The sequence below is a fragment of the Pantoea sp. 22096 genome, assembly GCF_052045955.1.
In the GTDB taxonomy this organism is placed as follows: domain Bacteria; phylum Pseudomonadota; class Gammaproteobacteria; order Enterobacterales; family Enterobacteriaceae; genus Pantoea; species Pantoea alfalfae.
The window spans coordinates 39,869-53,757 of sequence record NZ_JBQEPW010000004.1 but is presented as its reverse complement, the minus strand read 5'-3'; the positions used below and the strand labels follow the sequence as shown (position 1 = coordinate 53,757).

Sequence of the window (13,889 nt, the reverse complement as noted above, 5' to 3'; positions counted from 1 at the left end):
AGGGCGCTTAGTCGTCGCCGTTCAATCCTGCCCGATTCAACAGAAACTGCGACAGCATCGGCACCGGACGTCCGGTGGCGCCTTTAGCCTTGCCGGAGCGCCAGGCCGTGCCGGCGATATCCAGGTGCGCCCAGTTATATTTGCGGGCAAAGCGTGCCAGGAAGCAGGCAGCGGTAATCGCGCCGCCAGGACGGCCACCGATGTTGCCCATATCGGCAAAGTTGGACTCCAGCTGCTCCTGGAACTCATCCGCCATCGGCAGACGCCAGGCGCGGTCGCCTGACTGCTCCGAGGCGCTGATCAGCTCATGCGCCAGCGGGTTGTGATTCGACAGCAAACCGCTGATGTGATGTCCCAGCGCAATCACGCAGGCTCCGGTCAGCGTTGCCACGTCAATGACGACTTCCGGGTCGAAACGTTCCACGTAGGTCAGCGCATCGCACAGCACCAGACGGCCTTCGGCGTCGGTGTTCAGTACTTCAACCGTCTGGCCAGACATGGTGGTCAGCACGTCGCCCGGACGCATCGAGCGGCCATCCGGCATGTTTTCACAGCCCGCCAGCACACCCACCACGTTCAGCGGCAGATTCAGCTCGGCCACCATCCGCATCACGCCATAGACGGCGGCCGCGCCGCACATGTCATATTTCATTTCGTCCATGCTGTCGGCAGGCTTGATAGAGATGCCGCCGGAGTCAAAGGTCAGCCCTTTACCCACCAGCACAATCGGGCGCGCTTCAGCATCCGGATTGCCTTTGTATTCAATCACCGACATCAGCGATTCGTTCTGCGAACCGGCCCCGACAGCGAGATAGGCGTTCATGCCCAGCTCTTTCATCTGCTGTTCGCCGATCACGCGGGTGGTGACATTTTTGCTGAAGGCGTCGGCCAGCTGGCGCGCCTGCGACGCCAGATAGGCAGCGTTACAGATGTTTGGCGGCATATTGCCGAGATCTTTAGCGGCTTTCATGCCTGCAGCAACCGCTAATCCATGCTGAATAGCGCGTTCGCCGCTGGTCAGTTCACGGCGGGTCGGCACGTTAAACACCAGTTTGCGCAGCGGACGACGCGGCTCTGCTTTGTTGCTTTTCAGCTGATCAAAGTTGTAGAGCGCCTCTTTTGAGGTCTCCACGGCCTGACGCACTTTCCAGTAGGTATTGCGGCCTTTGACATGCAGTTCGGTCAGGAAGCAGACCGCTTCCATGGAGCCGGTGTCGTTCAGCGTGTTGATGGTTTTCTGAATGACCTGCTTGTACTGGCGTTCATCCAGCTCACGCTCTTTACCGCAGCCAATCAGCAGAATACGCTCGGACAGGATATTTGGCACATGATGCAGCAGCAGTGTCTGGCCCACTTTTCCTTCCAGCTCGCCACGGCGCAGCAGGGCGCTGATGTAGCCGTCGCTGATTTTATCCAGCTGCTCGGCAATCGGTGACAGACGACGCGGTTCGAAAACGCCAACGACAATGCAGGCACTGCGCTGTTTTTCCGGGCTTCCGCTTTTTACACTGAACTCCATGCACTCTCCTGAATCTTAAAGACAACGGCCGCTGCTGCCGCTAGAATGTAGCGCGCTCATGACCCATTTATTCATCGTCGCAGCATGACATTCTGCCGCTGGAGGTCATAATGAATCAGGGTGACAAGATGTTGTTTTTTCACCACCCGGACGCGTTTTTCATACAAATTTAGCTACGGCGACGGCCATTGATGAAGAAAAATGGCTGATAAGCGTTGAAACTAGCGATTTTCCTGCAAAAAGACAAGTTTTCACAGGCGTACTAAGCGTGATCATCATTAGATATCTGGTTCGGGAAACGCTCAAAAGCCAGCTGGCTATCCTGTTTATCCTGCTACTCATCTTCTTTTGCCAGAAGTTAGTCAGGATCCTGGGAGCCGCGGTGGATGGCGAAGTGCCGACAAACCTCGTTCTGACCTTGTTAGGACTCGGTGTGCCTCAAATGGCACAACTTATACTGCCCTTAAGTCTGTTTCTGGCGATCCTGATGACACTGGGGCGTCTCTACACGGAAAGTGAAATTACCGTGATGCATGCCTGCGGCCTGAGTAAGGCCGTGCTGGTAAAAGCGGCGATGGTACTGATGCTATTTACCTCGGTGGTGGCAGCGGTGAACGTCATCTGGCTGGGGCCGTGGTCATCCCGCTATCAGGATGAGGTGACGCAGAACGCCAAAGCAAACCCAGGTGCTGCGGCGATGGCTGCCGGACAGTTCCAGACCTCCAGCGACGGCAGCGCCGTGCTGTTTGTCGAGGATGTGAAGGGCAACAACTTTGGCAACGTGTTCCTGGCGCAGTTGCGGCCAAAAGGCAACGCACGTCCTTCGGTGGTGCTGGCTGACAGCGGTCACATGGAGCAGCACAAAGATGGCTCGCAGGTGGTAACGCTGGATAAAGGTACCCGCTTTGAGGGCACGGCACTGCTGCGTGATTTCCGTATCACCGACTTCACCAACTATCAGGCCATCGTGGGATATAAAGCGGCAACGCTCGATCCTAACGATGCCGAGCAGGCCAGCATGACCGACCTGTTCGCGAATAAGACACCGGATTTTCAGGCCGAGCTGCACTGGCGTCTGACGCTGGTGTTTGCGGTGCTGGTGATGGCGCTGATGGTAGTGCCGCTCAGCGTGGTGAACCCGCGTCAGGGTCGTGTGCTATCGATGCTGCCCGCCATGCTGCTCTATCTGATCTTCTTCCTGTTGCAGAGCTCACTGAAGTCGAGTGGAGCGAAAGGGCGGCTCGATCCGGCGCTCTGGATGTGGGTGGTGAATATCAGCTATCTGGTGCTGGCGGTGTTGCTTAACCTGTGGGATACGGTGCCGATGCGTCGGATTCGCGCCCGCTTTACCCGCGGAGGGTCGGTCTGATGTTTCGCGTTCTTGACCGCTATATCGGTAAAACCATTTTTAATACCATCATGCTGACGCTGTTCATGCTGGTGTCGCTTTCCGGCATCATCAAGTTCGTCGATCAGCTGCGTAAAACCGGGCAGGGCAGCTATAGCGCGCTGAGTGCCGGTTATTACACCCTGCTCAGCGTGCCGAAAGATATTGAGATTTTCTTCCCGATGGCGGCCCTGCTGGGCGCGCTGCTGGGACTGGGCGCGCTGGCGCAGCGCAGTGAGCTGGTGGTGATGCAGGCGGCGGGCTTTACCCGTATGCAGGTGGCGCTGTCCGTGATGAAAACGGCGATTCCGCTGGTGCTGCTGACCATGGCGATTGGTGAGTTTGTTGCGCCATCGGGCGAGCAGATGGCGCGTAACTATCGGGCACAGCAGCTTTATGGCGGCGCACTGGTCTCGACGCAGAATGGTCTGTGGGCGAAGGATGGCAATAACTTCATCTATATTGAGCGTATTAAAGGCGACAACGAAATTGATGGTGTGAGCATCTACAACTTCAACGATCAGCGTCGCCTGCAGAGCGTGCGTTACGCGGCGACGGCGACCTGGGATGCGGCTAAGAAGCGCTGGATGCTGTCACAGGTCGATGAGTCAAACCTGACCGATCCGAAGCAGATTACCGGTTCACAGAGTCTGAGTGGTGAATGGAAAACCAATCTGACGCCGGACAAGCTGGGTGTGGTGGCGCTGGATCCTGACGCGTTGTCGATTCGCGGTCTGCATAGCTACAGCAAGTATCTGAAGCAGAGCGGTCAGGAAGCGGGACGTTATCAGCTGAATATGTGGAGCAAGATTTTCCAGCCGCTGTCGGTGGCGGTGATGATGCTGATGGCGCTGTCGTTTATCTTCGGTCCGCTGCGTAGCGTGTCGATGGGTGTGCGTGTGGTGACCGGTATCAGCTTTGGCTTCCTGTTCTACGTGCTGGACCAGATTTTCGGTCCGCTGAGTCTGGTTTACGGCTTACCGCCGATTCTGGGGGCGATTCTGCCGAGCTTTGCGTTCTTCGCGATCAGTCTGTTTATGCTGATTAAGCGGCGCTAAGCGCAATGAATGCAGCAAAAGAAAAGGCCGCGCAAGCGGCCTTTTTTATTGGCTAACAGTGCAGGCTCAGGGATTCTACGCTTTCCACAAAGACGCTATCCATGACCCGCAATGCTTTACGACAGGCGTATACGCCCATCGCTTTATGTCTGCCAGCCGGAGGAGTGACTGCAGTGGCCTGAAACGGCGTTACGCCACGCTATTTATCCAGCCTGACAGTGCGGGCAGGGCAGCGGGCAGCTGCGACAGCAGATAGAGAATCAGCCCGATGGTGCCGCCTACCAGCGTACCGTTGATGCGGATAAACTGCAGGTCCTTGCCGATATTGAGTTCAATCTGCTGCGACATGTCGCGCGCATCCCAGCTTTTCACAGTGTCGCTGATGTGACGCGTCAGGAAGCCAGCAAACTCTGGTGCAACGCTGCGTGCAGCCTGTTCCAGATGCTGGTTCATGGAGTCACGCAGCGCCGGGTCGGCGGCCAGCGTTTCGCCAAGCCACAGGGCCGCACCGCGCACTTTCTCCTGCACCCGCGAATCCTCACTGCTGAGATCCGCTTTGAGCCAGTTGCGCATATCATTCCACAGCTCGCCGATGTAGCGGTTAAACGAGGCATCCTCTTTCAGCCAGCCCTTGATCTCTTCGGCGCGCTCGGCCATTTCCGGATCGTTTTGCAGCTTAACGATCAGTTTATCAACCGCCCGGTTGAAGCCGAGGCGCAGCTCATGGCCCTGATCCAGCGCCACATCATCCAGCAGGGAATCGACCGCGTTTGCCACCAGCTCGGCGCTGTGTTCGCCCAGCCATTCAGTCGGCAACATTTTGGCTTTGATCGGATGCTCGCGTTTAAGCCAGCGCACCAGCTGCATGGCGATAAACTCGCGGGTACTGGGCTTATGCAATAACTTCAGCAACTGGTCGATGGCCGCGTCCAGCAATGCCTGATGGCGGTTATTTTTGGTCAGGCTTTCCAGCACCATGGCGCTGGTCTGGCTGAGATCGACCTTGTCGATGGCACGATGCACCGCGCGGCGCATAAAGGTCTGAATCCGCGCGTCATCGGTGAGATCCAGGAAGCCGCGCATCACCTGCAGCAGATGGCGGCCAACGCGGTCGGCATTGCCCGGTGCATTCAGCCACTGTGCCAGCAGGTTTGAAGGATCGTGACGGCGAATCAGGTTCAGCAGGGAGTCGGTATCAAGAAACTTTTCCTGCACAAAGCGCCCGAGGTTTTCACCAATACGATCTTTGTTGCGCGGAATGATGGCGGTATGGCGCGAGATAAAAGGCACCGGCACGCGCCGGAACAGCGCCACCACGGCAAACCAGTCCGCCAGTGCGCCGACCATCGCGGCCTCCGCAATCGCTTTGACGCCGCTGACCCAGAAGCCAGACGGCAGGAAAAGGGTGACAACAAAGGTGGCGACGGCGAGCAGCAGCAGCAGCAGCGCCAGGCGTTTCATCCGTTTCAGTTCGTAGTGTTTATCCATAACCTGATCTTAGCAGAGAGCGGGGTTCATCGGCGACGGCCACCCAGCAGGCTGCCCAGCACCCCACGGATGATCTGATTGGTGATCTGGCGGGTAGCGCTTTTCGCCATGGTCTGTACCACGCCGTCGTGTTTGCCGCCGCGCGGGCCGGTGTGACCAAACAGGATCTCTTTCAGACCACCGAGAATCCCATTGTCGACAGCCACAGCGTCGCCTTTGGCCGGGGGGGCACTCGCCTCATCGCTGGCGGCCTGGAAGCCTTTTTGCAGCTTTTCAAACGCCGATTCGCGATCGATTTCGGTGTCATATTTGCCATAGAGCGGCGAATGGTTGATCAGGCCGTTACGCTCATCACCGGTGACCGGACCCATGCGCGAGCCTGGCGCAATGACCATCGCGCGTTCTACTACCGACGGACTGCCTTTGGCATCCAGAAAGGAGATCAGCGCTTCGCCAGTGCCCAGCGCCTGAATCGCTTCCACGCTGTCAAACGCCGGGTTGGCGCGCAGCGTATCGGCGGCCGTTTTCACCGCTTTCTGATCTTTGGGCGTGAAAGCGCGCAGGGCGTGCTGAACGCGGTTGCCGAGCTGGCCCAGCACCCGATCGGGAATATCTGCCGGATTCTGGGTGACGAACCAGACGCCGACCCCTTTGGAGCGGATCAGCCGCATGACCTGTTCTATTTTCTCCAGCAGCACCGGCGGCGCGTCGGTAAACAGCAGGTGCGCCTCATCAAAGAAGAACACCAGCTTTGGCTGATCGAGATCGCCCGCTTCCGGCAGATGTTCATAAAGCTCCGACAGCAGCCACAGCAGGCTGGTGGCGTAGAGTTTCGGCATCTGGTAGAGCTTCTCAGCAGAGAGGATGTTGATGACGCCTTTGCCGTTGCTGTCGACGCGCATCCAGTCAGCGATATCCAGCATCGGCTCACCAAAGAAGTGTTCCGCCCCCTGTTGCTCCAGCGTCAGCAATCCGCGCTGAATCGCGCCGACCGAGGCGCTGTTGATATTGCCGTAGTGGGTCTGGAAGTTTTTGGCGTTGTCACCAATGTACTGGGTCATGGCGCGCAGATCTTTGAAGTCCAGCAGCAGCAGGCCCTGGTCATCGGCGATGCGGAAAATAATCTGCAGCACACCGCTCTGGACTTCATTCAGATTCAGCAGCCGCGCCAGCAGTAATGGACCGAGATCGGAAACGGTGGCGCGTACCGGATGGCCTTTCTCGCCAAAAATATCCCACAGCACCACCGGATTGCTCTGCGGCTGCCAGTCGGTGACGCCGATTTTCGCCAGCCTCTCCTGCAGCTTTTCGCTGGACTGGTCCGCCATCGCCACGCCGGTTAAATCGCCTTTGACGTCAGCCATAAAGACCGGTACGCCGCTGACGGAGAACGATTCGGCCAGCTTCTGCAACGTAACGGTTTTCCCGGTGCCGGTCGCACCGGTAATGAGGCCGTGGCGGTTGGCCATTTGCGGCAACAGATGAAGTTCGACGTCTGGCGTACGGGCAATCAGTAGCGGGGAAGTCATGGTTTTCCACTCTCAGTCAAAGGATTATGCCTGAAGGATAGCAAGCGGAGCATAGACAGGAGGAGAACAATTCGTCAAAAACGCGGCCGCTGCCCGCAGAGCAGCGGCCTGAAACGCGGGATTACTTCTGCACCTCTTCGAAATTGAGCAGGCTGACGCCGATGCCCTGCTGCAGGTGACTGAGGTTGCTGCGCACCGCCACCTGGGTCGCGCCCTGTAAGAGTACGATAAACGGCGAATCCTGCTGGATGCGGGTTTGCAGCCCGGTATAGAGGCTACGGCGTTTAGCCGCATCGCTCTCTCCGGCGGCGGCGCGGGTCTGTGCACTCAGCGCCGGAATGGTCCAGCCGACACGCCATGCCAGGGTTTTGCCGCCACCTGGCACGTTAGAAGCAAAGGTGCTGGCATTGGTGTTAGGGTCGATGTAGTCCGCGCCCCAGTAAGTGAAGATGGCCTGGAAGTCGCGGCTGCGCATTTTGCTCCACAGCTCCGATTCCGCCACCGGCTGGATATCAAGCTGCACATCCGCTTTGGCAAAGCTCGCCTGCAGCGCCTGCGCCACGTCTATATAAGGCGGCTGGTTCACCACCGTCAGCGCGATGTGGGTGCCCGGGTTGATGCCGCCTTTCTGCAGGATTTCCTGCGCCTTTTTCAGATCGTAATGGAACGGCGTGGTGTTCAGTGCACCATCGAAGCCATCCGGCAGGAAGCTCTGATGGATGCGATACTGACCTTTCAGCAGCTGGTTCGCCAGGCTGTCATAGTCAACCAGCCAGCGTGCCGCCTGCCACAGGGCCGGATTGCCCAGCGCCGGTTGCTGCGCGCTCTGAGTATTAAAGCCAACGTAATAAACCAGGCTGGACGGGAAGGCGTCAACCCGCACATTTGCCTGTGTTTTCAGCGCGGCAATCTGGTCCGGACCAAGCTGATAGGCGACATCCACGTCACCCTGCTGGAGCAGCAGTCGGCGGCTGCCGGCATCGGCTACGCCCTTGAGCAATACCCGCTTCAGATGCGGCTTCTGCGTGCTGTAAGAGTTAGCTTCCAGCACCAGCGCCTGCAGCGGGACAAACTGTTTGATGGCATAGGCGGCGCTGCCAGCCGAGTGCGTTTTCAGCCAGGCATTGCCGTAATCGTTATTGCTGACGTGTTCCCGGGCCAGTTTACTGTCAACGATGGAGGCGACCGGCGCGGTCAGCAGGCGCAGCGCCAGATCGCTGCCGATCTCAGCGGGCCAGCGCAGTTCAAGCTGGTGGTCGTTGATCACCGTGAACTGTTGATCGATATTTTCCGGCGTCCAGCCAAACTCACCCAGGATAAAAGAGGGGGCTTTGTTGAGTTTTACCGCGCGGGTTAATGAGAAGACCACATCCTGTGCGGTCAGCGGATGACCGCTGGCGAAACGGGCCTGCGGGTTGAGGTCAAATACCAGGCTGTGCGGCATTTTTCCGGCCTGCCAGCGAGTGGCGGCGAGTGGCGAGAGCTGCTGTGGGTTCTGATGATTCGGTTCCAGTAGCGTCTGGTAGATATTGCGCAGGCTGCTGTTACTGACGGTTTCAAAACTTTCCGCCGGATCGAAACTGATGATGCCATCGAGTGGCACGGCGACTACCAGCGTGTCCGCTGGCGTCGCGGCGTATGCCGGGTGAACCAGTGTCAGTGCAGTCAATAAAGAGAGTGAGAGTAGCGTTTTGCGCATTGAGGGTTATCCTGAGTCGTTGATCGCTCTACTCTATCGGGCGCCGGATAATCTCAAAATGCCGGTTTGTTATGAGCTTTGCACAATTACATGCTTAGTTATTCAGGCAAGAGGACAAATTAAGGTCATGTCCGTCAGTAATTATTTCAGCGTCATTTAACAACAGGCGGAATAAAGCAGGATTTACTCAGGCGATCACACTTTGCGCACTGTCTGATTGTATGACCATCAAAGTCAATATAGTGTTAACGATGAGAATGATTCTCTTGTATGGAAGTATGATATTTTTTTATCGGTTATTCTGCGTGATGATGACAGGGCGAAAATAATATCCGTCGCTCCTGCGTTAAAACGGCTAAATACCCGATGTTTATGCGGTTTTAGACGCAATTTCCTCGCTGTAAATCTTTTACCTATCCGCAACCCTTCCGCAACACCATGATAAAGTTTCACTACGACACATTTTAAATTCAATTTTTACATTCAGACATATCTATATCCCTAATATTGCCAGGTTATTAACCGATATGTTCCGTTAGTCACCGAACCATAATTCTACCTGCCTTCTCTGTTCTGCCGTTGTCTGTGCTGTGTGCGTTTATCTCTGCGGGGAGTTTCCTGCCTGCACCCGGCCTTTCAGCGTCATAACACAGTAAGCGGGTATTTAGCAGATGAGAGTCGTGCGGATATGCTTTTAGAAAAACCCACCACCAGGCGTAAATTTTTGCTCGGTTCACTGCTGGCGTTGCCATTAAGTGAACTGGTCCTGAAAGGCATGACTGCGGCACAGGCTGCAGAGATGGCCGCACCGGAGTTAGCCGATTACAAACCGATCTTTTTTAGTGCCGATGAGTGGCAGTTTATTCTGGCCGCCACCGACCGCCTGATTCCGGCGGGCGGCAAAGGCAAAGCACCGGGCGCGCTGGAAACTAACGTGCCGATCTTTATCGATCAGCAACTGCACAGCGAAGCGTTTGGCAGCGAAATCTATATGCAGGGGCCGTTCAACACGAAAGCACCCGCCACGATGGGTTATCAGATCCCGTTCCGTCCCCAGCAGATGTATCAGACCGGTATCCGGCTGATCAATCAGTGGTCGCAGAACACGCACCAGAAAGCGTTTCATGCGCTGACGCTGGAAGAGAAAGATGCGGTGCTGACCCAGGTCAACAAAAACGAGATCGACTTTGCCGCGCTGGGGGAAGCCGATCTTAAGCCTTCCCATTTCTTCAGCCAGCTGCTTTCCGATACCAAGCATGGCTACCTGGCCGACCCGATGTACGGCGGTAATAAAGGCATGAAAGCCTGGATCGCTATCGGCTTCCCCGGCGCGCGTGCCAGCTTCACCGAATGGGTGAAACAGCACAACGTTCCTTATCCGCTCGGCCCGGTCAGCATCAAAGGTGAACGCGCATAAGCGCTTCCACATCAGGTAAACAGGATTATCATGGCACAGGTTACTAAAAAAGAAGTCGACGTCGTGGTCTGCGGCCTCGGCTGGGCAGGCTCGCTGATGAGCATCGAGCTGGCACTGGCAGGTCTGGACGTGCGCGCTCTGGAGCGCGGCGGCGATCGCGATTACGACGAGTTCGCCTACCCGAAACCGGCGGATGAATACGCCTATGCGGTGCGCAACAAAGTGTTTGCGACACCCGCCGAAGTGGCGGTCACCGTGCGCTACAACAGCAGCCAGACGGCATTGCCAACCCGTAAATGGGGCGCGTTTGCACCGGGCACCGGCGTAGGCGGTTCCGGTCTGCACTGGACGGCGGTACTGATCCGTCCGACGCCGACCGACATCAAACTTAAAACCTACGTTGACGAGGCTTACAAGCCCGGCATTCTGCAGGATGATATGCGGGTGATGGACTTCCCGTTCAGCTGGGAAGAGATCGAGCCCTATTACTATAAATTCGAACTGATTTGCGGCCAGTCGGGCAACACCGGCAACCTGCGCGGCAAAATCCTGGAAGGCGGCGACCCGTTTGAAGGCCCGCGCTCTGAACCTTACCCACTGCCCGCGCTGGATGACACGCTGAACAACGTGATGTTCAAAGAGGTAGCGACGAAACTCGGTTACCACCCGTTCCCGAATCCGTCAGCCTGTGTGTCACGTGCGTGGAAAAACCCGTACGGCAACCAGATCGCCCCGTGTAACTACTGCGGCTACTGCAGCAAATATCCGTGTCTGAACTACTCCAAAGCGTCGCCGCAGACGGCGGTGATGGATTCGCTGAAGCGTATGCCGAACTTCTCCTATGAAGTGAATGCGGAAGTGATTAAGGTCGTGCTGAACGATGATAAGAAAACCGCCAAAGGCGTGATCTACATCGATGCGCAGGGCAACGAGTGCTTCCAGCCCGCGAAAATCGTGGTGCTGAGCAGCTTCCAGCTCTACAACGTGCGTCTGATGCTGCTTTCCGGCATCGGCAAACCTTACAACCCGATTACCGAAGAGGGCGTGGTAGGCCGTAACTACGCGTTCCTGTCGAACGGCGGCGCAACGCTGTTCTTCAAAGATAAAAACTTCAATCCGTATGCGACGGCGGGCGCGACCGGCCAGATGTTTAACGATATCTCGCCAGGCAACTTCGACGGCCCTTCACTTGGCTTCCTGGGCGGTGCGAAGATCCACAGCTCACAGGCGACCGGCACGCCAATCAGCACCGCGCTGCCAAAAGGCACCCCGACCTGGGGCATGGGCTACAAGGAAGGTCTGGAAGAGTGGTACGGTCATTCGATGAAGATCAGCATCACCACCACCTGCCAGTCTTACCGCGACATCTATCTGGATCTCGATCCGAACTACAACGATCACCGTGGCCTGCCACTGCTGCGCATGACGTTTAACTGGAAAGAGAATGAGCTGAAGCTGCAGCAGCATCTGAAAGGCATCGTCGGCAACATCGCCAAAGAGCTGAACCCGGACAGCATGAGCATGAGCTTCCTGCCGATGGGCGCGGATTTCGATATCACCAAATATGTCTCTACGCACAACGTGGGCGGCGCGGTGATGGGCGATAACCCGAAAACCTCGGCGCTGAACAAGTATCTGCAGAGCTGGGATGTGCATAACGTCTTTGTGCCCGGCGGCAACGCCTTCCCGCAGAACTTCCAGGCGAACCCGACCGATACCATCGGTGCGATTACCCTGATGGCGGCGCAGGCGATCAAAGATCACTACCTGAAAAATCCCGGTCCACTGGTACAGGCATAAGCGCATGAATAAGCTGAAACTGAAGTCTTTTATTTTTGCCAACGCGGTGCTGCTGGCCAGCGGATTTGCGCTGCCGGTTCACGCCGAAGATGAAGCGCAACTGATTAAGCAGGGCGAGTATCTCTCCCGCCTGGGCGACTGTATGGCGTGCCACTCGCTGCCCGGCAAACCGGCCTATTCGGGTGGACTGGCGATTGAGTCGAACCTCGGCACTATTTTCTCCACCAACATCACGCCGGATAAGCAGCATGGCATCGGTAACTACAGCGAGCAGCAGTTCTCTGACGCGGTGCGCAAGGGCGTATTACCGGATGGCTCGCATCTCTATCCGGCCATGCCGTATCCTGACTACGCCAAAATCAGCGATGCCGATATGCACGCGCTCTACGTCTACTTTATGAAAGGCGTGCAGCCGAGTGCGGAACAGCCACCGGAAACCGATCTGAGCTTCCCGTTCAGTCAGCGCTGGGGCATGCGGTTCTGGAACTGGGCGTTCACGTCCGATAAGCCGTTCCAGCCGATTGGCGGCGCGTCAGCCGAGGTTAACCGCGGTGCCTATATCGTGGAGAGTCTGGGTCACTGCGGCAGCTGCCATACGCCGCGCGGTCTGGGCATGAACGAGAAAGCGCTGGATAGCGGTGATGATAAATTCCTGGCGGGCGGCAGCCTGAACAACTGGGATGTGCCGTCACTGCGTGGCCTGCCGCACTGGAGCGAGCAGGAAGTGGTGGATTACCTGCAGACCGGCCGTAACGATAAAGCGGCAGTAGGCGGCGAGATGACCTCGGTGGTCGAGCACAGCAGCTCACACATGACCGATGCCGATCTCAAAGCCATTGCGGCCTACCTGAAGTTCCTAGGCGGCAATCCGCCATTGCAGGCGTTCAGCGTGCAGGCGCAGCAGGCAACGGAAGCGAAACTCACCGCCGCGAAGAACCTCAGCGAAGGCGAGCGTCTCTATCTGGATAACTGCGGGGCCTGTCACTTCGTGACCGGCAAAGGCACACCCGGGATCTTCCCGGAGCTGGATGGCGCAACCATCGTGAATGCTAAGGATCCAACCGGCTTGATCCACACCATTCTGGCCGGTGCGCAGCAGCCTTCGACCGCCAAAGCGCCGTCTAAACTGGCGATGCCAGGCTTTGCCCAGCGGCTGAATGATGATGAAGTCGCGCAGCTAGCGACCTTTGTTCGTCAGGGCTGGAGCAACACCGCGCCTGCGGTGAGCAAAGATCAGGTTGCTGAAGTGCGTAAAACGCTGAAGTAATCGCGCTTTCCCCTCTGCCTGTCCGGGGAGGGGAAAACCCGCATTAATGGAAGGTGCGTACCACTTCCAGCACGCCGTTAATGATGAACTGCACGCCCATACAGACCAGTAAAAATCCCATCAGGCGCGATATCGCCTCAATACCGCTTTTACCCACCAGCTTCATGATGGCACCCGAACTGCGCAGCGAGATCCACAGAATCAGGCTCACCAGCAGGAAGGTCAGCACCGGTGCCACGCTGATTACCCAGGCGGGAAAATCGACGCCACTTCTTACCGTTGAGGCAGAAGAGATGATCATCGCAATGGTACCCGGCCCGGCCGTACTTGGCATCGCCAGCGGCACAAAGGCGATATTCACCGGCTCTTTAGCCCCATCCAGCTCATCCAGTTTCTGCTTAGCTTCAACTGAATGCCCGGCAGGTTTAGCCGGGAACAGCATCCGGAAGCCGATAAAGGCGACAATCAGGCCGCCCGCCATGCGCAGACCCGGTATAGAGATACCGAAGGTATTCAGCACCGCACTGCCCGCGTACCATGCCACCATCATGATGGCGAAGACATAGATGGAAGCCTGGCGCGCCTGGCGGTTGCGCTCCTCGAAATTCATGTCACCCGCCAGCCCTAAAAACAGCGCCACGGTGGTGAGCGGATTGGCGAGCGGCAGGATCACCACCAGCCCCAGGCTGACCGCTTTAATCAGTTCCAGCATAGCCGATCTCCCT

At 57.1% G+C, this 13,889-nt stretch carries 10 protein-coding genes; 5 read left to right on the top strand and 5 right to left on the bottom strand.

Going from position 1 to position 13,889, the window contains the following annotated elements; genetic code table 11:
* Positions 1-7: 7 nt before the first annotated feature.
* The gene (gene pepA / locus ACTJKZ_RS14915) at positions 8-1,519 is read right to left on the bottom strand and encodes a leucyl aminopeptidase (RefSeq protein ID WP_009092357.1); all 1,512 of its coding nucleotides are present in this window, start codon (positions 1,517-1,519) and stop codon (positions 8-10) included.
* A 268-nt stretch (positions 1,520-1,787) separates the two neighbouring features.
* Between pepA and lptF the strand changes: the two genes are divergently transcribed.
* The gene (gene lptF / locus ACTJKZ_RS14910; protein WP_033731353.1) at positions 1,788-2,888 is read left to right on the top strand and encodes an LPS export ABC transporter permease LptF; all 1,101 of its coding nucleotides are present in this window, start codon (positions 1,788-1,790) and stop codon (positions 2,886-2,888) included.
* Positions 2,888-3,964 carry an LPS export ABC transporter permease LptG gene (gene lptG, locus ACTJKZ_RS14905; protein ID WP_033731354.1) on the top strand — a complete coding sequence of 359 codons (1,077 nt, stop codon included), beginning with the start codon at positions 2,888-2,890 and terminating at the stop codon, positions 3,962-3,964. The genes lptF and lptG overlap by 1 nt, the downstream gene beginning before the upstream one ends.
* Before the next feature lie 189 nt (positions 3,965-4,153).
* Here lptG and ACTJKZ_RS14900 read toward each other — a convergent pair whose 3' ends face one another.
* From ACTJKZ_RS14900 to ACTJKZ_RS14890, 3 genes are all read right to left on the bottom strand, one after another.
* Positions 4,154-5,452 carry a DUF445 domain-containing protein gene (locus ACTJKZ_RS14900; protein ID WP_440829788.1) on the bottom strand — a complete coding sequence of 433 codons (1,299 nt, stop codon included), beginning with the start codon at positions 5,450-5,452 and terminating at the stop codon, positions 4,154-4,156.
* Between the two features lie 26 nt (positions 5,453-5,478).
* The gene (locus ACTJKZ_RS14895) at positions 5,479-6,981 is read right to left on the bottom strand and encodes a helicase HerA-like C-terminal domain-containing protein (protein ID WP_440829787.1); all 1,503 of its coding nucleotides are present in this window, start codon (positions 6,979-6,981) and stop codon (positions 5,479-5,481) included.
* A gap of 121 nt (positions 6,982-7,102) precedes the next feature.
* Positions 7,103-8,680 carry an ABC transporter substrate-binding protein gene (locus ACTJKZ_RS14890; protein WP_440829786.1) on the bottom strand — a complete coding sequence of 526 codons (1,578 nt, stop codon included), beginning with the start codon at positions 8,678-8,680 and terminating at the stop codon, positions 7,103-7,105.
* Between the two features lie 688 nt (positions 8,681-9,368).
* On the opposite strand from ACTJKZ_RS14890, the gene ACTJKZ_RS14885 reads away from it, so the two are divergent.
* From ACTJKZ_RS14885 to ACTJKZ_RS14875, 3 genes are read left to right on the top strand one after another with little or no spacing between them, the layout of a single operon-like run.
* Positions 9,369-10,097 (top strand): gluconate 2-dehydrogenase subunit 3 family protein, encoded by a 729-nt coding sequence (locus ACTJKZ_RS14885; protein WP_095706284.1) that lies wholly within the window; start codon positions 9,369-9,371, stop codon positions 10,095-10,097.
* Positions 10,098-10,127: 30 nt separating this feature from the next.
* Positions 10,128-11,897, top strand: coding sequence for a GMC family oxidoreductase (locus ACTJKZ_RS14880; RefSeq protein WP_033731366.1), 1,770 nt, complete (start codon positions 10,128-10,130; stop codon positions 11,895-11,897).
* Positions 11,898-11,901: 4 nt separating this feature from the next.
* Positions 11,902-13,164, top strand: a complete 1,263-nt coding sequence (locus ACTJKZ_RS14875; protein ID WP_440829785.1) for a c-type cytochrome — start codon at positions 11,902-11,904, stop codon at positions 13,162-13,164.
* Between the two features lie 43 nt (positions 13,165-13,207).
* Here the strand turns inward: ACTJKZ_RS14875 and ACTJKZ_RS14870 are convergent, their stop codons facing one another.
* Positions 13,208-13,876, bottom strand: coding sequence for a MarC family NAAT transporter (locus tag ACTJKZ_RS14870; protein ID WP_161731916.1), 669 nt, complete (start codon positions 13,874-13,876; stop codon positions 13,208-13,210).
* Between the last annotated feature and the right edge of the window lie 13 nt (positions 13,877-13,889).